The sequence below is a fragment of the Helicobacter sp. T3_23-1056 genome (assembly GCF_053654535.1).
In genome coordinates this window covers 65,593-85,380 of sequence record NZ_JBSIUU010000012.1, presented here as the reverse complement: position 1 = coordinate 85,380, position 19,788 = coordinate 65,593, and the positions used below count along the sequence as shown (strand labels likewise).

Annotated in this window: 17 protein-coding genes and 2 pseudogenes; 10 read left to right on the top strand and 9 right to left on the bottom strand. The window is 39.4% G+C overall.

Annotation, left to right across the window (positions count from 1 at the left end):
* Together ACWIUO_RS07855 and ACWIUO_RS07850 are read right to left on the bottom strand one after the other, a co-directional pair.
* Positions 1-141 (bottom strand): annotated as a pseudogene (locus tag ACWIUO_RS07855) (IS1595-like element ISIse1 family transposase); the annotation flags it as partial.
* A 158-nt stretch (positions 142-299) separates the two neighbouring features.
* Positions 300-482 carry a hypothetical protein gene (locus ACWIUO_RS07850; protein ID WP_454177351.1) on the bottom strand — a complete coding sequence of 61 codons (183 nt, stop codon included), beginning with the start codon at positions 480-482 and terminating at the stop codon, positions 300-302.
* Positions 483-721: 239 nt separating this feature from the next.
* On the opposite strand from ACWIUO_RS07850, the gene ACWIUO_RS07845 reads away from it, so the two are divergent.
* Entirely contained in the window at positions 722-1,936 is a 1,215-nt protein-coding gene (locus ACWIUO_RS07845; protein ID WP_454177354.1) for an aspartate aminotransferase family protein, read from the top strand.
* A 234-nt stretch (positions 1,937-2,170) separates the two neighbouring features.
* Positions 2,171-2,938 (top strand): annotated as a pseudogene (locus ACWIUO_RS07840) (IS1595 family transposase).
* A 289-nt stretch (positions 2,939-3,227) separates the two neighbouring features.
* Here the strand turns inward: ACWIUO_RS07840 and rfaE1 are convergent.
* From rfaE1 to ACWIUO_RS07820, 4 genes are all read right to left on the bottom strand, one after another.
* Positions 3,228-4,658: a D-glycero-beta-D-manno-heptose-7-phosphate kinase gene (gene rfaE1 / locus ACWIUO_RS07835; protein ID WP_454177350.1), complete on the bottom strand. Its 1,431-nt coding sequence runs from the start codon at positions 4,656-4,658 to the stop codon at positions 3,228-3,230.
* 91 nt (positions 4,659-4,749) lie between these two features.
* Complete coding sequence (gene rfaD / locus ACWIUO_RS07830) at positions 4,750-5,835, bottom strand: ADP-glyceromanno-heptose 6-epimerase (RefSeq protein ID WP_454177349.1); 1,086 nt, start codon at positions 5,833-5,835, stop codon at positions 4,750-4,752.
* A gap of 30 nt (positions 5,836-5,865) precedes the next feature.
* Positions 5,866-6,435 (bottom strand): D-glycero-alpha-D-manno-heptose-1,7-bisphosphate 7-phosphatase, encoded by a 570-nt coding sequence (locus ACWIUO_RS07825; RefSeq protein ID WP_454177348.1) that lies wholly within the window; start codon positions 6,433-6,435, stop codon positions 5,866-5,868.
* A gap of 49 nt (positions 6,436-6,484) precedes the next feature.
* Positions 6,485-7,192: a sulfite exporter TauE/SafE family protein gene (locus tag ACWIUO_RS07820; RefSeq protein WP_454177347.1), complete on the bottom strand. Its 708-nt coding sequence runs from the start codon at positions 7,190-7,192 to the stop codon at positions 6,485-6,487.
* Positions 7,193-7,512: 320 nt separating this feature from the next.
* Here ACWIUO_RS07820 and ACWIUO_RS07815 point away from each other — a divergent pair, with 320 nt between their 5' ends.
* The 4 genes from ACWIUO_RS07815 (at position 7,513) to ACWIUO_RS07800 (ending at position 11,732) form a co-directional block, all read left to right on the top strand.
* On the top strand, positions 7,513-8,955 hold the full coding sequence (locus tag ACWIUO_RS07815) for an outer membrane family protein (protein WP_454177346.1): 1,443 nt from the start codon (positions 7,513-7,515) through the stop codon (positions 8,953-8,955).
* A gap of 184 nt (positions 8,956-9,139) precedes the next feature.
* Positions 9,140-10,471, top strand: a complete 1,332-nt coding sequence (locus ACWIUO_RS07810) for a sodium-dependent transporter (protein WP_454177345.1) — start codon at positions 9,140-9,142, stop codon at positions 10,469-10,471.
* A 47-nt stretch (positions 10,472-10,518) separates the two neighbouring features.
* Complete coding sequence (locus ACWIUO_RS07805; RefSeq protein WP_454177344.1) at positions 10,519-11,565, top strand: catalase; 1,047 nt, start codon at positions 10,519-10,521, stop codon at positions 11,563-11,565.
* Positions 11,566-11,603: 38 nt separating this feature from the next.
* Positions 11,604-11,732 (top strand): hypothetical protein, encoded by a 129-nt coding sequence (locus tag ACWIUO_RS07800; protein ID WP_454177343.1) that lies wholly within the window; start codon positions 11,604-11,606, stop codon positions 11,730-11,732.
* Positions 11,733-11,832: 100 nt separating this feature from the next.
* Here the strand turns inward: ACWIUO_RS07800 and ACWIUO_RS07795 are convergent, their stop codons facing one another.
* On the bottom strand, positions 11,833-12,216 hold the full coding sequence (locus ACWIUO_RS07795; protein WP_454177342.1) for a RidA family protein: 384 nt from the start codon (positions 12,214-12,216) through the stop codon (positions 11,833-11,835).
* A gap of 127 nt (positions 12,217-12,343) precedes the next feature.
* On the opposite strand from ACWIUO_RS07795, the gene ACWIUO_RS07790 reads away from it, so the two are divergent.
* Both ACWIUO_RS07790 and ACWIUO_RS07785 read left to right on the top strand, forming a co-directional pair.
* On the top strand, positions 12,344-12,982 hold the full coding sequence (locus ACWIUO_RS07790; RefSeq protein WP_454177341.1) for a hypothetical protein: 639 nt from the start codon (positions 12,344-12,346) through the stop codon (positions 12,980-12,982).
* A 51-nt stretch (positions 12,983-13,033) separates the two neighbouring features.
* Positions 13,034-18,592 carry a S6 family peptidase gene (locus ACWIUO_RS07785; RefSeq protein ID WP_454177340.1) on the top strand — a complete coding sequence of 1,853 codons (5,559 nt, stop codon included), beginning with the start codon at positions 13,034-13,036 and terminating at the stop codon, positions 18,590-18,592.
* Positions 18,593-18,614: 22 nt separating this feature from the next.
* Here ACWIUO_RS07785 and ACWIUO_RS07780 read toward each other — a convergent pair whose 3' ends face one another.
* Positions 18,615-18,920, bottom strand: coding sequence for a hypothetical protein (locus ACWIUO_RS07780; protein ID WP_454177339.1), 306 nt, complete (start codon positions 18,918-18,920; stop codon positions 18,615-18,617).
* Positions 18,901-19,044 (bottom strand): hypothetical protein, encoded by a 144-nt coding sequence (locus ACWIUO_RS07775; RefSeq protein WP_454177338.1) that lies wholly within the window; start codon positions 19,042-19,044, stop codon positions 18,901-18,903. The genes ACWIUO_RS07780 and ACWIUO_RS07775 overlap by 20 nt, the downstream gene beginning before the upstream one ends.
* Positions 19,045-19,081: 37 nt before the next feature.
* Here ACWIUO_RS07775 and ACWIUO_RS07770 point away from each other — a divergent pair, with 37 nt between their 5' ends.
* Both ACWIUO_RS07770 and ACWIUO_RS07765 read left to right on the top strand, forming a co-directional pair.
* A complete protein-coding gene (locus ACWIUO_RS07770) occupies positions 19,082-19,264 on the top strand; it encodes a hypothetical protein (protein WP_454177337.1) in 183 nt (60 codons plus the stop codon).
* 10 nt (positions 19,265-19,274) lie between these two features.
* Positions 19,275-19,502, top strand: coding sequence for a hypothetical protein (locus ACWIUO_RS07765; protein WP_454177336.1), 228 nt, complete (start codon positions 19,275-19,277; stop codon positions 19,500-19,502).
* Positions 19,503-19,788 lie beyond the last annotated feature (286 nt).

The window sequence follows — 19,788 nt, the reverse complement described above, 5'->3', positions numbered from 1 at the left end:
TTTACACTTTGGCGATAAATATTGCTTAATTTTGCGATTTTTACAGCCTCAATATCAAGGCAAAAGAGTTTGAGAATCTCTCACAAATTTAGCCTCTGAAATTCTTGAACGAATGATATACTTGTGTTTCATCGTATGAATCATAACTTAAAGCTCCTTTGTTTGAAATTAAGTTGTCTTGAGCCAATTGTCATTTTCAATACTTTGATTTTGTTCTTGTTTTTACTTTGTATCTTGTGAATTAAATCAGCCCCTAGCAAATCCTCCGCAAACACACGCGGTTTAATGTCATTGTAATGTCACTCTTTGTAGAGCTTATAATAATTTGTCGTTAAATGCTCTTTTAGCTTTTGCATAGATTTATCATAAGTTTGTGCGTCATTTAAGAATGCTTGTTTATTTAGCACTTCAGTTAAATTGTGCCAAACATTTTTCACTTCGTTTTGCACATAAACCGCAAGCAGAAACAATGTAACAAGCATAGGTAGCCAAACTTAACTAAGTCAAAAAATATTGTTTAGCTTAACAATCCTGCTTTACTTAAAAACTTAAAAGTAACTTCAATTTAGATATAATACCAAAATCAAATGCCAAGATTTATATAAATCGTGGTGAGAAAATGACAAAATAAGTCGCTTTAAGTTTGGTTTAGCCAAAGGACATAAAGCCAAAGGAAATAACAATGACAAAATCAAAACGACAAAATGATATAAACAGCGAAATCAAAAACGCAAAAACAAGCGCGATTTTGCCTATTTATGCTAGGCAGGAGGTTGTCTTTGAGCGCGGAAGGGGCGTATATTTGTATGATACGCTAGGCAAAAAATATTTAGATTTTGGTGCGGGAATCGCAGTAAATGCGCTAGGATACGCACACAAAGACTTCACAAACGCCCTAAAAAAGCAGGCTAGCAAACTGCTACATATCTCAAACCTATACTACAACACCCCTGCGATAAAAGCCGCAAACAAGCTAGCAAAAGCATCGCATTTATCAAAAGTATTTTTTACAAATAGCGGGGCAGAGGCTATCGAGGGCGCACTAAAAGTGGCAAAAAAATACGCCTACAACAAAGGCATAACCCACCCAAAAATCATTGCTTTTAAGGACTCTTTTCACGGGCGCACTTTAGGCGCGCTATCTATCACGGGCAATGAAACCTACCAAAAGCCATTTAAGCCGTTGCTAGATTGGGTAGAATTTGCAGAATTTAACAACATAAAAAGTGTGGAAAATCTTATCGCCAAATACGCAAAAACAAGCAACACAAACGATTCTAAAATCTGTGCGATAATCTTAGAGCCTGTGCAAGGGGAGAGTGGGATTTTGCCTGCGAAAAGTAAGTTTTTGCGCGATTTGCGCCATATCTGCAAAACTAAAGACATACTTCTTATCCTAGATGAAATCCAATGCGGTATGGCGCGAAGTGGTAGTATGTTTGCCTACCAACAATACGGCATAATGCCAGATATTCTCACTACCGCAAAGGCATTGGGCTGTGGTGTGCCTGTGGGGGCATTTGTGCTAAACCAAAAAGTCGCGCAACATTCGCTAGAAAAAGGCGAGCACGGAAGCACTTATGGGGGGAATCCATTTGCGTGCGCGGCGGTTAGCAAGGTGTTTGATATATTTGAAAAACAAAAGATTTTAGAAAAAGTAAATACCAATGCACCATTGCTAAAAAACGCCCTAGAATCAATGAAAAAAAAATATAGCTTTATCAAAGAAGCACGCTCTATGGGGCTACTAGCGGGACTAGAGCTAGAAAGTAGCCTAAAAATATCCCAAGTCATAGAATCCGCTCGCAAAAAAGGGCTTATCATCTTGCCTGCAGGCAAAAATACCCTGCGCTTTGCCCCACCGCTAATCATCAAACCAAAGCACATAAAGCAAATGCAAAAAATCCTAGAATCTGTGTTTGATGATTTTGCGTAAATGGCTGTTATAAAATTTAATATTTGATTTTTATAAAAGTTTTTGGCAAAATCCACAACTAAAATCCACAATATTTTAATACAAAGAATATTTCTACATAATTTATAGATTAGATAAAAATTTTCGATACAATGCCGAAGTTTTCATCTTTGTTTGGCGGTGTTTAAAACGACAAAATCAAGCAATAAAAAAAGGCTCAAGACAACTTAAACTCACACAAAAGAGTCTTAAGTTATGATTCATACGATGAAAAACAAGTATATTATTAGTTCAAGAATTAGTGAGGCGAAAACAAGACAGATTCTTAAAGATTTTTCCAATTCGTTTACGCTCGTAGCTTTGCAAGAAGTTTTAGATATTGAAGCGGTAAAAATTGCAAAATTAAGCAACATTTCTCGCCAAAGTGTAAATAAAATTTGCAAAAATATTAGAATCTTAATCGCAAAAGAATGCGAAACAATATCTAAAATGCAAGGTGAAATTGAAATTGATGAGAGCTATTTCGGTGCTAAAAGAGTGCGGGGAACAAGAGGGCGTGGAGCAGGTAAGAAAACGCCTGTATTTTTGCTTCGTTAATACTTGCAACTGCAAGCAGAAGGAATGTTAAAACGAAATGGTTGCGTTTATACACAAGTAGTCAAGGGTTGCTCTGCAAGTGAATTATTGCCTATTTTACGAGATTCTAGCGATTTAGCAGAATCTATAATTTATAGCGATTGTTGGGGAGCGTATGATGGATTAGTGGATTTTTGTGCAAAGGCACATTATCGTGTTAAACATAGCAAAAATGAATTTGCGTTAGGCAAGAATCATATCAATGGAATCGAAAACTTCTGGGGATATGCCAAACATAGACTTACTAAATTCAAAGGAATCAAAAAAGAGAATTTTATGCTTCATCTAAAAGAGACAGAATTTAGGTATAATGTCAAAAATCAAGGACAAGATTTGTATAAAATCTTGTTAAAAATGATAAGAAATAATCCGCTTAAGTTAAATTGAGCCTTGTTTAATTATTACAACAATAAAAAATCTAAACGAAAATGAAAAAATCTAAAAAAGATAAGATTTTGGATACTTCGGTTTCTTGCAAAACCTAAATATGACAATGTTATTTTTACTTATGGATTGCACGCTATTTGTAGCGATTTTAGCTATTTACAGCGATTTGCTAGCCTTATCGCGTTGTCGTTTAGCGTCAAATTTTAGCGTTATGAAAAAATTAGCATTATAAAAAAATTTAGCCCTATGCAAAATTCATCATTACGCAAATTTAAGCATTATGCAAGATTTAGATTTTATTGCCAAATTTTTGGGCGATTTTTTGAATGATTAGGCTACTTGATTTGCCTTTGATAAATTCTGCTAGGACAACTTCTTTTGCTATCTTGCTTCCCACTACTTCTTTGCCTTTGTAGTCCTCGCCTTTGACTAGCGTGTGGGGTTTGATGAGTTTGATTAGCTCCAAAGGCGTGTCCTCATCAAAAATCACCACAAAATCCACGCATTCTAGTGCACATAGCATTAACGCCCTATCGTTTTGGCTATTTATAGGGCGATTTTCCCCTTTTAGTCGCTTTATAGAATCATCGCTATTTAGCCCCACGATTAGCAAATCGCCTAGCCCCCTAGCCTGCTGCAAATACGAAATATGCCCAGCGTGGAGCAAGTCAAAGCAACCATTTGTAAAAACGATTTTTTTTTCTCTTAGGCTTGGCAGTAGCATCGCTAGCTCATCTTTGCTTATGATTTTTGAGGTGGAGTATGAGCCATTATGCAAAAACGCCACGATTTCGCTAAAATTCGCGCTCGCAGAGCCAATCTTGCCGATGACTACCGCTGCTGCGGCATTTGCAAAATGGCAGGCTTCATAGATATTTAGCCCACCGCTTAGCCCAAATGCAAGTGCTGCTATCACGGTGTCTCCAGCCCCTGTTACATCATAGACTTCTTTGGCGATTGTGGGGGATTTGACTAATTTATTTTTGTCTAGGATTGCGATTCCCTCTTCACTTAGCGTAACAAGGCAAATATCTAGCTTGCAGTCTTTTTGGAGTTTTTTCATCGCTTTTTTTAGAGAATCATCATCGCTGATTTGTATTTGTGTGGCGATTTGGGCTTCTAGCTTGTTTGGCGTGAGTAGCGTGGCGTCTTGGTATTTTGAGTAGTCATTGCCTTTTGGATCTACTAAGATAGGCTTGCCCTCGCTTCTAGCTAGCTTTATGATAGATTTTGTTAGCTTTGGTGTGAGTAGCCCTTTTGCATAGTCGCTTAATATCACCGCGTCAAAATCGCGCATCTTGCGCTTCAAGCTAGATAAAATCTCTTCTTGCAAATCCTCATCTATATCCTCACTCTTTTCTCTATCTACGCGCAAGACTTGCTGATTTGAGATTAGGATTCTGCTTTTTTGGGTGGTTGGGCGAGTGGGGGTTGGGATAATGTGGGCAATGTCGATATTTTGGGCGTGGAGTTCGTTTATAAGCCATTTGCCAAACTCATCTTTGCCGATGATTCCACATAGGCTGACTTTTGCGCCAAATGCGATTAGGTTTGCTGCGACATTGCAAGCCCCGCCTAAGCGATTGCTTTCTTCTTTGACATTTACGACTTGCACAGGGGCTTCAGGCGAGATTCTATTGCATTTGCCCCAGATATAGTGATCTACCATCAAATCCCCTATGACTAGGATTTTTGGGTGTTGTTTTTGTAGATTTATCATTGTGATTCCTTGATAGTTTGGATTTTTATAAAAACTAGATTTTGTGCTTTTGTTTATAGCAGAGGCTAATTATAGGCTAATTATAAGCAAATCATAACAGCCCAGATTTTAGCTTGGCGTGGATAGATTTTATCTCATCTATGTAGCAGGCTATGCCATCTTCTAGGCTAAAATTTGGCTTATAGCCTAGCACGGCGGTATTTGGCTGAATGTCTGCTTGGGTGTGGGTTTGAAAAAATGGATATGGATTTTGAAAATACTCCACTTCAAAATCCCCCAAATGCCCTTTTAGAATCTCTATGATTTCATTGTAGCTTCTTGCCACGCCCGTGCCGACATTATAGATTCCACTCTTTGGGATAGAATCTAGCTTTTGCATACTAAATCCCTCCGCCATCGCCAAGACATTTGCTAAAACCACATCATCGATATAGACAAAATCGCGCTTTTGCTCGCCTTTTTGTATTAGTCGCACTTTTTTAGATTCTAGGGCTTGTAGTCCTAGCTGAAGTATCATTGAAGCCGTCTTGCCTTTGAAAAATTCATTTTTGCCATAGACATTGAAATACCGCAGTCCAAAAATCGGCAAATGTGGTGCGTTTGCCAAAATCTTGCGCACACTTCTATCCATAGCTAGCTTTGAAAATCCATAGATATTTTGTGGCTCTTCGCCCTTGCCTACGATATTTGGTGCTAGAGTGTTGCCATAAGTCGCAGCCGAGCTAGCATAAACCACTACGGCATTTTTCTTTAACGCGATATGTAGTAGCTCTAAAAACGCGTGATGATTGGTATTTATCATTAGCTTTTGATTTTGCACGGTGGTATCGCTAATCGCGGCGTTATGAAACACCACATCAAAATCTAGCTCTTGGAGTAAATCTAAGCCCTCATTTAAATCCCTTGCGATAATCTCGCCATTAAAATTGATGAGATTTTTAAAATGCCCTAGTGAAGTTGGATTGCCATTTGAGAAGCTACTATCATCGCGGAATTTATCCAGCACGATTACGCGTGTGCTTGGGAAATTTTCTTGAAAGAAAAAAGCTAGATTGCTCCCTATAAAGCCTGCCCCGCCTGTGATAAGAACCGCTTTGTTTGCAAGCCTTGCTTGGAGCTGCTCTAGGGTGGATTTGTCGATTAGATTTTGGGGGGTATTTGTTTGTAGTGTTGCCATTTGGTTGCTCCTTTTTAGATGTTAGGATTTTTAGATTTTGGGGTTTAAAATATCATTCATCACTTCACGCGCTTGGGAGAGTGTGGCTAGCGTGTGGAGGTTGCTGATATGTTTTACCTGCGCGCTAAATGCTTTGCTTACAAAGAGTTTGTGGCGGATTCCGCCTGCTTGCCCTGCCTGCATATCGGTAATCTTATCGCCTATTATAAAGCTCTCATCTAAATTGACATTATAATCTTTTTTTGCCTGCTCTATCATCGCGCTTTTTGGCTTTCGACATTCGCAGTTTTCATCAGGGCTATGCGGACAAAAATAAATACTATCAAATTTAAATCCTAGCCTAGCTTTGATTTGCTCCTGCATATACAAGCTAAGTTTTTTAAAATCCTCCAAAGTATAAAATCCCCTGCCAATCCCGCTTTGATTGGTTACCACTAGGAGCAAAAATCCTCTCTCTTTGCAAAATCTTAGCAAATCAAAAATCCCATCTTGAAATTCAAAATCCTCTTGTTTATACACATAGCCTATGTCTTTGTTGATGATTCCATCTCTATCAAAAAACACCGCTTTTACGCTTTTTTGTGGATTTGTTTTATTCATTGCCACCTCTCAACTTATATAAAATGTGTCTATTTTATCCAAAATTTGTCTAATTGCTAATAATGCCTTTATAAATACTAAATAAACCAACGCTAAGCATAAGCAAAAAGCTGATTTTAAAAAATATGTGTTGGTATGATTTTATCGCATTGCTTATCGTGCCAATGCCAAGCATAAGGGGCAAAGTCCCAGCCCAAAACACCACCATAATCACAACAGAGCTAAAAATCGCTTGCGTGCCTGCTAACCCTGCATTTAGCGCATTTAGCGCAAAAAAATACACGACCCCGCAGGGCAAAAATCCACTCAAAATCCCTAGCGCAAAATAGCTAGCCACATTTGGAGAAAATAGCAATCTCCCAAAAATCTGTCCAAAAATCCCCGCTTTTGATAGATTTGGCTCTATCGCTCGCAACACTTTTGGAAAAAACGCAAAACAAATCGCATACCCCACCAGCAAAATCCCTATAAAGATTTCTAAAAAAGAGCGCGCAAAAAAGCTAAATGCCACTCCCTCACCCAAAAATGCAAAAACAATGCCAATAATGACATAGCTACAAAGTCGCCCAAGATTATAAGCAATATGCGAAAAAAATGATTTTATGGATAAGATTTTAGGATTTTTGGCATTTTTGATACTTGTATAAGCGATGACTATGCTCCCACACATTCCCCCGCAATGGCTAAAAGATAGGCTAATCGCGCTTACAAACACAAGCCATAAACCCAACGAATCAAAATCAATAAAATCTAGCATTTTGTGCCTTTTTGCATCGTTTTAAAATATTGCTTTTTTGTGGTTATTTTTGGTTTTTGCATTTGATATTTTTTTTGCAAAAACTTAACAAACAAAATCTTGCAAGCAAAATCTTATCAAAGTCAAATGATTTTTTACCTCATCGTTTTATGATTATTTCATTTTTTACGCTTTTGGTATTTTATCGCAATGCGCGTTTTACACCGCAAAATCTTAAATATTTTAGATTATAATTTTGCCGTGATTATTTTAAAATATTTGACTAGCAAAATCGACAAAAATAATCACAAACAAATTTTGCAAAAAAGGAGATTCTCACAATGAGACAAGAGATGAAAGCGAAATCTTTTCTTGGGTTTTTGGGTTTTGTTGTCGCTAGCGTGCTTAGCACAGCGGCTATCGCTAGCCAAAGCGTGGAAGAATCTCACCCTTTCTCTTTTAGCGGAGAGCTAGAAGCGTTTAATAAGTTTGGATTTTATAACGGAGTATCGCCAACCGATAGCTATGGCTATATTTTAGGCACAATAAGCGGAATCTATGCGCATAAATTTGCCAATGATTCTACGCTAAAAATCGAGCTAGGGGGTGCTGGAGCTGGGCTAGCTTATGACTCTACGCGCAAAGCAAGATTTGCAGGCGATGCAGGGCTAGGATACAACTATATAGGCTACTATGCGGGCTATCGTGGGGACAAAAGTGCTAGTGCGACAAATACGCATAATTTCTACATTCACAACGCACATATCGCTTATGATAGCGAGCATATAAGCCTAAAAGCAGGACGATTTATGCACGATGATAGCAACTATATCGTGGGGTTAATGGAAGGTGCGGATATAAAAGGGGATTTTGCCAAATTTGACAAAGGCGGAATCTATGGGCGTTTGGAGGGGGCAAGCGCGTTTGCATTGCTAGGCGATGGATTTTTTTGGGATTTTACGCAAAGCTACGCGCCAAATGGACTGCTAGGAGCGCAGTTTGGAGGATACGCGCTTTTGGGCGAAAGGGGCAAATTTGACATAAATGCGTTTTATTATTATGGTATCAGCGAATATAGCGCACCTGGGCTAGATATGAAGCTAGATTTTGAGCGCGCAAATGGCGAATCTAGCGATAAAAAAGGATTTAGCACGCATACTAGGCTAAATGTGATTTTCCCCATCTATGATAGCCTAAAAATGAATGTCGCGCCACTTTTGGGAGGTTTTTTGCGTAATCAAAACGGCGCAAAAGAGGGCTTTACTTCTAGCATTTTAGCTAGGCAGGATTTTAGATTTTACACAGGCAAAAAGGGCGAATACCTGCTAGGAATCGCAGCGTATAAAAATATCGGGCTATCTCACGCAAGGGTTGGGCTATATGGCTCGCCACTAGGTGTAAATATCTGGGATAATAGCGTCTATGGCGTAGGTCCATCGCTAAATGGTATCGTGTATAAAGACGCGCTAAGTGCATTTGTATTCACAAAGGCAAGCTATGAAAATCTAGCGCGATTTTTGCAAGGATTTGAAGCGGGGCTAGATTTTCGCTACACGACAAATATAAATAGCGCGAAAGCATTAGATGAATATAGCCTAAAACTTAGCCTAGATTTTGCTTTGACAAAAAATGTCGCTTTTAGCGTAATTGGCAATTATTATACAAGCGTGGTGTTTGATAATAAATCGTTGAATACGGATTTCGCAGGCAGTGGTGGCGAAATCTCGCGTGGCAAGGCAATCGATAGAAGCTATGTGATGACAAAGATTGCTCTAAGCATTTAGTTAGATTTTGCATTTGGGTTATCAAAAAGCATTAGATTTTGGCAAAATCTAATGCTTGGTAATGGATTTTATAATGTCAATGGTATTATAAAAATTTGGCAGTAGTAGCAGTAGTGTATAATGTTTTTTGTGTTTGATTAAGCAGTATATTTCATTCCAACATATAATTTTTAAGGACAATAAAATGAGTGGATTTTCTAAAATCGGTTTTATCTTAGCTACGCTTGGTAGCTCTATTGGTTTGGGGCATATTTGGCGATTTCCATATATGGCTGGGACAAATGGCGGTGGCGCGTTTGTGCTACTTTTTTTGGCACTTACGCTTATAGCGGGGATTGCTATGTTGATTGGCGAAATGCTGATTGGCAACTACACGCAAAAAAACACCGCCGATGCGTTTAGGGAGCTAGATTCTAGCAAATCAAAATCGTGGCGATATGCTGGATTTGTGCTGATTGGCGGTCCTTTTATCCTCACTTTTTATATGATTGTGCTAGGGTGGGTGCTGTATTATCTTGTGAGTGTGAGTATGGATTTGCCTAGCAATGCAAATGAGGCAGATTGGGTATTTGGCTCGCTTTTGAGTGTCAATATTTGGGCGCAGATTTTGGGATTTAGCGCGGTGGCGTTTATCACGGCATTAGTTGTGTCATTTGGGATAAGAGAGGGGATAGAGCGGCTAAATGTCGTGCTTATGCCATTGCTTTTTATCATTTTTATCGGGCTTTTGGTGTATGCGAGTTTTCAGCCTAGCTTTATGCGCTCTGTGCATTTTTTGTTTGATTTTAAATATTATGACATTACCGCAGATGTGGTTGTCGCAGCGATGGGGCAGATGTGCTTTTCGCTAAGTTTGGGTGTTGGGATTATCATTAGCTATTCTGCTAGCACGAAGCCAAATGCAAACTTACTAGAATCCGCGCTTTATGTATGTCTTTGTGGGATTGCGATTTCGCTTATCGCGGGGCTTATGATTTTTACATTTGTCTTTGAGCACGGCGTAGAAGCCACGCAAGGTGCGGGACTTGTGTTTAAAGCATTGCCTATTGTGTTTAGCAAAATGGGTTTAGGTGGGGTGATAATCTCTGTGCTATTTTTTCTAGGATTGGCGTTTGCGGGGATTACCTCGACTATATCGTTACTAGAGCCTAGTGTGATGTTTTTTGTCCAGCGATATGGATTTTCGCGCTTAAAAAGCACTTGGGCGATTATGGCAGTCATCTATGTGGTGGGCTTAGCATTGATTTTTTCTTTGCACAAAGATTATGCAAGTATGCTAAGTGTATTTGGCAAAGGGCTTTTTGACTTGGTGGATAAAGCTAGTTCAGATATTGTGATGCCACTTGGCGCGCTACTTAGCGTGGTGTTTGTAGGCTGGTTTATCGGCAAAGAAAAGGTGGCAAAAATCACAAGCCACTTTTTATCAGCTAGGGCGTTTAGCGTGTGGTTTTTTATCATTCGTTATGTTGCGCCATTAGTTGTGATTTTGGCGTGGGGTGGCGAGCTAGTCAAATAATTTTGCTTAAAAAAGCAAAATTATCATAAAAAATAAAAGGAAAAAAGATGAAACATTTTATCGTTTATATGGGTTTGACATTTGGAGTGATGATGACGCTAAATGCGCAAAATCCGCTAAATAATGAAAGCCTAAGTGATGAAAAAGCGGCACAAAAAATCACAGATTTGTTTTATGAGCTAAATGGCGAAGCCACTAAGCCACACAAAAAAATCAATCACACGAAAGGATTTTGTGCTAGCGGGGAATTTATCCCAAATCAAAAAGCGACAAAGGATTTTGCTATCCCGCTTTTGCACCAAAAAAGCCAAAAAAATAGCGTAGAATCTGTGGAGGCAAAGGTAAGATTTTCACTCGGTGGCAATGAGCAAAATGACAAAACCAAATCACGCGCAATGGCAATCAAAATGCAATCAAAAGAGGGTAGCCAAAATAGCGATTTTTGGGAAATCGCTATGACAAATGCGCGTATAAATTTTGCCAAAAATGCGAGGGAGTTTATCGAGTTTATGCAAATAAATGTGGAGCAAAAGCAGGGCAAAATCACCGCTGAAGAAGCCGCCAAAAAGCGCGAGGGTGTGCAATCTTTTGTCAATTTTGCGCGTGAGATAGGCACGCTTGGGGTAAGCCCTAGCTTTGCAAACAATGCCTATCATAGCGTGCATACATTTTTTTTCAAACAATCTAATGGAAAGCTAGTGCCTGCTAGATTTAGCTTTGTGCCAAAAAGTGGTATAAAATATCTAAATTCAAAAGAGCTAGAAGAAGCAGGCAAAGATTTTTTAGAATCTAATTTTAAAAAGCAGGTAGAACATAGCGCGGTAAGTTTTAGCCTAGTGCTTGAAATAGCACAAGATGGGGACTCTCTAAGCGATACTGCTAGCCTATGGGCAGAGACAAATGATAGTGGAGAAAAAATCAAGCGAGAGAAAATCACGCTAGGCGAGCTAAAAATAAACGCTTTTAGTGGCTATGAGTGCAATGGTGAGGTGTTTATGCCAAGTGTCTTGCCAGAGGGCATAGAGCCACCAAAAGATGATATTTTTGATGTGCGAAATATGGTGTATGCAAATACTTTTGGCAAACGACAATAGCGCAAAATCTAGCACGAGCCAAAAATAAAGCACGCGTTTTGTCAAGGCACACACAGCGCACACTTCACACACAATTCACACTTCGCAAAAAACACGCGCCATTTTGTCAAAAGCATAAAAGCACAAAATCTAAAAATCTAAAATGGCAAAATCTTGCAAACGATTAGATTTTGTAAGCCAAATTTATTTTTAAGTTTATTTTTAAGTTTGTTTTTAAAACTGCTTTTAAGTCTGCTTTATCGTTGATTTTGGTTAGTTGCCATTAGCTTATTTTGTCGCTATGCACTCCACTTCTACAAGGGCATTTTTTGGCAGGCTTTTTACCCCGATAGTCGTGCGAGCGGGTTTGTGAGAGCCAAAGGCTTTTTCATATTCTGCGTTAAACGCGCTAAAATCCTCCATATTTGCTAGATAGCAAGTGGTTTTTATGACTTTATCTAGGCTAGAGCCAGCCTCTTTTAGTATTGCTTGTAGATTTTGCATCACCTGCTTTGTCTGTGCGACAATATCGCCATCTATAAATTCTCCATTTGGCATAAGTGCGATTGCCCCTGATGTAAAAATAAGTCCGTTATTAGCCAAATCTAAAAAGATTCCCTGTGAGTATGGACCAATCGCTTGAGGTGCGTTATGTGTGCTTATGTATGTCATTTGTGTCCCTTTTGGTGTGGATTTTGATTTCTTAGCAAATGCTAATAAACGAATAATTATTATATAATACGCAAGGTAAAAACTTCATCAAAATTGCCTTAAATGATTTGATAAAAAAGGATAGATAATGTTGATAAAGCATATAGTAGATTTTCGCAAGGCGTTGTTTATGTCGCTTGTATTTGTGGCGTTTATGGCGTTTGCTTCGTTTGCTTCGTTTTGCAAGGCACAAAGTGAGCAGGTGGTTTTGGGAGAGGGCGAAGTGCTTGTAGAAATGGTGGATTATAAGCGCAGTATCATAATCGGCTATATGGTGCTAAAAAATGGCAATATCATAAAAAAAGTGCGCTTTAGCCAGCCAAAATCCATACTCCAAGCCCCGCCCGCTATGCAATCCCCACAAGCCAACCAAAATCCACAAATGATACAAAATCCTATGCAATCATCTCAACAAAGCACACAAGCCCCACAAAGCACCCAAAATCCGCAAGCCACCCAAAGCACGCAAAATCTAGCCACCCAAAGCGAGCAAAACGAGTATGAAAAACAAATCTCACAAAAACCCAAAAAAGAAAAAAGAAGCTGGTTTGCTAGCAAAAAAAAGCAGCCAAAGCACATTACAAAAAATATGATTGAGAGCGATTTGATACCACAAGAGAGCGGGGCAGAATCTAGCGAGGTAAATTCGGTATATAAAAATCGCCAATGGGACAAAAGCAAAATCCCGCACAATGTCAAAAGCCAAGTGATAAATTTGGGGGATTAGATTTTAAAAAAAGTAGCGCAAAATCTATGCAAAATCCATAAAAGGAACAATATGCAAAACATAATAAAAATCGCAGTGTTTGCATATATTTTAGCGGGGATTATCGCGCCTTTTGCAAATGCTCAAAGCATAAATATCAGCAATTTTTACTACCGAGATTTTTTAGATTTTGGGCAAAATAAGGGGGTTTTCAAAGAGGGCGCGCAAAATCCAAATGGAGTGCAAATCACGGGCAAAGATGGCACAGAATTTAGCATTCCAAATGTGCCAAATTTTTCTGCTTCGAGCAATTATGGCTCTTTAACAAGCGTTGGGCGTGGATTTGTCGTAACGGCAAATCATGTGAGTAGCCCCGAGAGTATCGATGAGCTACGACAATGGGGGCTTACAAAATATAATCTTGCAAGCCAACCCCTAGAATCTAATAATAGCATTATGGGCATTTCTAAGCCCTATGGGCGTGATGAAAAATTCCTGCGCTTAAATAAATACATTATCGAGGGGCAGGCAAGTATGCTAAATATTGCCAATAGCACCAAGCAGGGCGATACTTCAAGCATTGCAAATGAAGCTAAGAATTTAGAGACTTTCAAAAACGAGCTTGAAAAACTAAAAGATTCTAATGGCAATGTGTATATTTATCAAGCGGGGAGTGGGATTATGGATTTGCGCTGGAGTAGTAACCCAATAAAAAACATAAATCTTCCTCAAAATGGCTCGATGAAGGGCGGGGGATTTGGGATTTTGGGCATAGATTCTAGCGTGTATGAAAATCTTGTCTATCAAGCAGGTGCGATAGGTGATTCTCGCGGGATTTTGTATTATTACAATCCAAGTGGGGATTTTAACAACCGCATTACTTCAGGGGATAGCGGAAGTGGAATCTATGCCTTTGATAGCAAAAATAATAAATGGATTTTGCTAGGCGTTACTTCTAGGGCTACTTCGGGGGTAAATCGTGCCGAAGTGAGTTTCGTATCAAACAAAGATTTTGCAGATTATCAACAACATTTTGAGCAAAATATAAATTTAAATGGCTCAAATTTCATTTTGCAAAAACCTGTGGGAAGTAATTTGCAACTAGGCAATACAACTTTGCAAAACAACAAAGATTTGATTTTCAGCGGTGGAGGAAGTATTGAAGTAAAATCAGACATTGACAGAATGCAAAGCGGTTATGCGGGGGGATTTGTGTTTGCAAATGCAGAGACAAAAACGACTTATAATTTTACAAATGAAAGCGGAAAAAATTACTTTTTCAAAGGTTCGGGGCTTGATATAGGGCAAAATGTCGAAGTGGAGTGGCACTTACACAATCAAAGTGGCGATTCTCTCCACAAAATCGGGCAAGGCACGCTCATCATCAAAACAAACTACACGCCCACAAACGCAAATGAAAATCTGGGCTATCTCAAAATCGGCGAGGGCAAAGTTACGCTAGATACTGATAAAAAAGCGTTTGAAAATATCTATATCACAAGCGGGCGAGGTGCATTGGAGTTAAAAAACGGCAAGGCAGAAGCAATCGGCGCACTCAAAGTTTCTAGCGGTGCAAACGGCGCAAATTCCTACACATTATCGCAAAGCAAATCTAGCGAAATGGGAATCTACTTTGGCAGTGGCGGAGGGGTGCTAGATTTAGGTGGCAATAGTTTAAAACTTAACACCATTGCAGCAAATGACAAAAACGCGATTCTCACAAATTCCGCCACGAGTGCAAAATCTACGCTTGAGATTGAGGGCTTTGGCTATGCGGACGGCAACAAGACAACAAACAAAGCCGATACGATTATCCACGCAAGCATAGGGATTTCCCCATATCCAAAAACACAAAATGTGGCGGAGGGGGACAAAGGGGGTGGGTCAAGCAATCAAAACGGCAATCTTGCAAATATTGATATTATCCACAAAGGCAATAAAACCACGCAAAATACCCACCCCCAAACCCCCTCCGCAAGGGAGGGGGCTTTTCTAATTTTTGATGGAAATATCAACTCAAGTGGAAGTTTAAGCGTGGAAAATGCAAATATCGCCCTGCAAGGGCACGCCACCACGCACGCCATAATAAGCGATGCAACAATCCGCGAGCAAATCAAAAACGCCGAAGCAGGCACGAGTAAGGCAATGCCTGAATATATGGATTTAAGTAAGCCCTCCACGCTTAACCAACCTGATTGGGACGATAGAATTTTTAAATTCACGCATGGCATTACGCTTACAAACGCGAATCTTACACTTGGGCGCAATGCTACGCTAGAATCTCATATCAACGCTTCGGGCAATTCGACAATCAAATTTGGCGGTGGCGTGAAGCATTTTATCGACAACAAAGACGGCGCAAATATCAACGGCAGTGGCTTTGGGTATTATCAAAAGGTTGAGGGCGGGGATTTAAGCGATGAAATGCAAGAAATCGCAAATCAAACCATACACTACAAAGGCAAAATCACCGCAAATGGCGGGAGCATTCAATCAAGCATTTGGGATTTTAACGCAAGTTTGGATTTGCAAAATGGCGCGAAACTAGAAGCGGATTTTCTTACCATTGAAAAATCAAATACGATAAAGCTAGATAGTAAGGCGAGTGCAAATATAAAAAATCTAAAATTGCAAAATCTAAGTCAAAGCGATTTAAGCAATATTTTTGACAACAACACCGCAAACAACGCAAGACTAAAAGTAACCCAAAAATTTATCTTTGATAGCGTGGAGAGTTTGGATTTAGCCGCGCTAGATTCTATCCACATTGACAAAACGCAAAACTATGACATTGAGGCGACAAAATCTAGCATTACAAGCAGTCAAAAAAGTTTAGTTGCAAATGTCTCATTATTTGATAGCGCGACTTTGAGTGCGCAAAGCCTAACGCTAAAAGACACAAACGGCAATGCGATAAATCCTAGCACAAATCCAAACGCGCTAAAAAATCTTGTATATTTGGATTCTAGTCAAAATAATGCCTCACAAAATCCTACGAAACTCACATTGAGTGAGAATCTAAAAGCAGAAAATTTAGAAAAAGCCCAAGTGATTTTGTGGGGAAAAAGTGAGATTAGCACGCCAAAAATCGAATTTGATAATGTGAAAAATGGGATTCTTTTGCTTGATAGCGAGGCAACACTAACCAATGCGAATAATCAAAATACAAATGTCAAAGTCAATGGCAATGATTCTACGCTAAATATTTTTCTAAGCGGGGATAAAAAGTTTGACATAAATGCAAGCGGTGCAAACGCGCAAATCACGCTAAATACGATTCCTAGCGATTTCACGCCTGCGCCTAGTGATAAACCTAGCGAAAATATGCCAAGTGTGAATTTTAGTGGCAAGATTAGCGCGAGTAGTTCTAGCGTGGTTGATACCACCGCGCTAGATTCTATCACCTCAAGCGTGGATTTAAGCGGGAGTGCGAATCTTATAGCGCGAAATATCACGCTAGATTCTACGCATAACGCTATCAATTTGCAAGGCACTTCCACGCTTAGCGCAGATACAATCAATGCAAAAAATCTATCGCAACTTACGCTAAATGTGGATTCTAGCGCGAATGTGAATGTGAAAAATTTTATCTTTGAGGGCGGAAATATCACAAGCGGACTTAGCACCATTATAGGCGATAATATCACGCTAAAAAATGGCGCAAATATAATGCTAGGCAATGACATAACTTTGAGTGGCAAAAAAATTATCCTAAAATCCACGCAAGGCACGCAACCTACGCAAAACGCGCAATCTACCACGCTAAAAGCCACAAATCTCACTTTTAACGGCGCAGATTCTAGCATTATCACTGCGGATAAAGATTCTAAACTTGAAATAACAAATCTAAAAGTTGCAAGCGGGAATCTAACGCTAAATCTAGCAGATTCTAGCGCAAATGCAAAAAATATAGCAACCATTGATTTAAGCAGTGGAGGGAGCATAAATATAAATTCTTGGGATTTTGGCAATAACACAACATTTTCTAGCAATGGCAATGGACGCGCAATTTTTGAAAATGTAAGCTATACGCAAAATAGCACAAAAACCATTGGCGTAGATTCTACGATAAATGGAAATCTAACGCTTGATAATGTAGGCAAAACACAAAATGCAACGACAGATGATTCACGCTTTGAAACCTTAAAATTTGAAAACAAAAATCTCTCTTTTGGCGAGAATGCCAAAATCAACATAACGCTTGATTCTAGCGTGAAAAAGGGCGGGGCAAATCTAACGCTTGATAAATACTACACGATTTTAAGCGCAGGAAGCGTGAGTGATAATCGCGCTGATAAACGCATAGATTTTCACTTTGGTGGTGGAATTAACGAACTTGAAAAACTCTACATTGTAAGCAAATTTGATAATAACGCCCTTGTGGTGAAATTTTTAGAATCCAATCCAAGCAGTTTTAGCGAGCTAAGCAAGCATATAAAAAACGCACATACCCAAACCCTAAAAGCCCTAATCGAGCATAATCCAAATGATGAAAATATCGACATTGCCGCTCGCACAGAATCCTACTCCAAACTAGAATCCACTCTATCTAAATATGAAAACACGATGCAAGAAATCGCTAGGCAAAACAGCTCTCAAAATATCTCTTCGATTTTGCAAAATAGCCAAATGAGTGCGCAAATGCGGATTATGCAGGTGCGCCTTGCAAGCAAGCAAAATCCAACACAAAATCCTATAATGCAAAAAATCGCCACTGCCTCTTTGATAGCCTCAAAATCTACCAAAAAATCACACGCAAAATCCTACAACGCGATAAACTCCACGCAAAGCGATTTTGTAAATCCTAGCGATGAGCTAGAATCTAGCCTCTTTCTAGGCGGAATCAAAAAACAACATAAAGCGACAAAACTAAACCCATACCCAAATAGCGCGTGGGCTAGTGCGCTTGGCGGATATGCTGGCTCTGCGGGGCTAAATCTAGCGTTTTATGGTGCAAGTGTGGGCTATGATAGGCTGATAAACAACACGATTTTAGGCGTAATGGCTAGCTTTGGCGGCTCGGTGCTACTGCAAAAAAGCGCAAAGCAAAATGGCATAATCACAAGCGGTGGCGTATATCTACACACGCAATTTTCCAAAAGCGAATTTGAATCAAATCTATCATTTGCCTACAATTCACTAGAATCTAGCGCATTTGGGGACAACCTAAAAAGCTCGGTGTTTGGGGGATTGTGGAGCAATTATTATAAATACAATATTTCGCTGCTAAATGAACATATACTAAAACCCGTGATAATCGCAAAACTAGGGCTTAGCAAAGGTAGCGATTGGCGTGGGGAGGAGTTTCGCGGAGATGGATTTAGCGATATTTTTGGGCATATTGGAGCGGGGTTAGAATATGTGGCGTTTGGCAAAAATGGATTTTACACGCTAGGATTTAGCGGAGTGCAAAAAATCCACTCGCAAAAAAGCGCGCAAATTAGCTTTGCAAAATCTAGCACAATGCTAGATTTTATCATCAACAACAACGCCTTTGAAGCGCAGGGATTTTTTATCGGCACGCATAGTTTAAATGAAAAAATGACAATCCAATACGGAATCTATCTAAATGGCGACACACGCGGGTATTATGGCACAAAAGGCACCGTGGCTTTTAAATATTGTTTTTAAGATTTTTTGTTTCAAAAAAGACTTAGTCTTTGTGATATTTTTGTTTTGACAAAGCCAAAATATCCAGATTCCCCAATATCCAAGTTCCATAATATACAAAATCCATCTCCATCGCTACGGATTTTACCATTAGTCCCCTTTGTGGAGAGTAAAATAAAGGGTTGGCTTTGCCTTGCATAGCAATCCACCCCTCCGCCGTCATTGCGAGCGCTGCAATGCAACGCGCGGCAATCCACACTCTTATTGTCATTGTGAGAATTTTCTTTTTGTCCCCCTCCCTTGCGGAGGGGGTTAGGGGTTGGGTGTTTTTAGATTCCACAGCTGTCATTGTGGGTAATAATTCCGTTTCCGTCATTGCGATAAGTAACGCTCTCCAATTTGTCATTGCGAGATTCTGCGGTAGCAGAATCGTGGCAATCTATCCGCTTGCCATACGACAAACATTCTGTCATTGCGAGAATCTGCGACTTTGTCAAAAAGCATAGATTCGTGGCAATCCACAAAAAAATTTTGTCATACTTAAGGACAAGCGAAGTATCTCAAAAATTCAAAACTCAAACAGAGATATTTCGCGCTCACGCGCTCCAATATGACAAAGAAACTTTCGTCATTGCGAGCAAATGCGACTTTGTAAAAAGTAGCATTTGCGTGGCAATCCACATTTTAATATAGACAAAGTAGATTGCCACGCGGATTTTTCAAATCCGCTCGCAATGACGGCATTGCAAAATCTCACAATGACAGAATTTTCCACTCTCTTGCAGATGCGCACGCTTTTCCCCCTCCCTTGCGGAGGGGGCTAGGGGGTGGGTTTTTTGTCATTGCGAGCAACAATGAGCGTAAGCGCAGGTTTTTTAGAAAATCGTTAGATTTTGCGTGGCAAGTTTTTGCGCGTTGCGTGGATTTGTGAGAATTCACGCAAAAATGAGAATCAAAAAAAAGTGAGAATCTACAAAAAAATGTGAGAATCCATAAAGAGCGTGAGAATCCACAAAAAAGTGAGAATCAAAAAAAAGCGTGATAATCCCCAAAAAGCGCAAGAATCAAAAACACAAAAAACAAAAAAAAAAAAAACAAAACAAGCAAACAAACAAACAAACAAAATAAGACAAACAAATGTGTGGTAACTCATAAAAGTGGTAATCCATAAAATCAGTTGGGATAATCCACAAAATAATGCGTAAAAAATGATTATC

Coding starts and splice junctions, on each gene's coding strand:
- ACWIUO_RS07850 (WP_454177351.1), bottom strand. CDS start 482: ATGCTTGTTACATTGTTTCTGCTTGCGGTTTATGTGCAAAACGAAGTG.
- rfaE1 (WP_454177350.1), bottom strand. CDS start 4,658: ATGATAAATCTACAAAAACAACACCCAAAAATCCTAGTCATAGGGGAT.
- rfaD (WP_454177349.1), bottom strand. CDS start 5,835: ATGGCAACACTACAAACAAATACCCCCCAAAATCTAATCGACAAATCC.
- ACWIUO_RS07825 (WP_454177348.1), bottom strand. CDS start 6,435: ATGAATAAAACAAATCCACAAAAAAGCGTAAAAGCGGTGTTTTTTGAT.
- ACWIUO_RS07820 (WP_454177347.1), bottom strand. CDS start 7,192: ATGCTAGATTTTATTGATTTTGATTCGTTGGGTTTATGGCTTGTGTTT.
- ACWIUO_RS07815 (WP_454177346.1), top strand. CDS start 7,513: ATGAGACAAGAGATGAAAGCGAAATCTTTTCTTGGGTTTTTGGGTTTT.
- ACWIUO_RS07810 (WP_454177345.1), top strand. CDS start 9,140: ATGAGTGGATTTTCTAAAATCGGTTTTATCTTAGCTACGCTTGGTAGC.
- ACWIUO_RS07805 (WP_454177344.1), top strand. CDS start 10,519: ATGAAACATTTTATCGTTTATATGGGTTTGACATTTGGAGTGATGATG.
- ACWIUO_RS07795 (WP_454177342.1), bottom strand. CDS start 12,216: ATGACATACATAAGCACACATAACGCACCTCAAGCGATTGGTCCATAC.
- ACWIUO_RS07790 (WP_454177341.1), top strand. CDS start 12,344: ATGTTGATAAAGCATATAGTAGATTTTCGCAAGGCGTTGTTTATGTCG.
- ACWIUO_RS07785 (WP_454177340.1), top strand. CDS start 13,034: ATGCAAAACATAATAAAAATCGCAGTGTTTGCATATATTTTAGCGGGG.
- ACWIUO_RS07780 (WP_454177339.1), bottom strand. CDS start 18,920: ATGACAGCTGTGGAATCTAAAAACACCCAACCCCTAACCCCCTCCGCA.
- ACWIUO_RS07775 (WP_454177338.1), bottom strand. CDS start 19,044: ATGACAGAATGTTTGTCGTATGGCAAGCGGATAGATTGCCACGATTCT.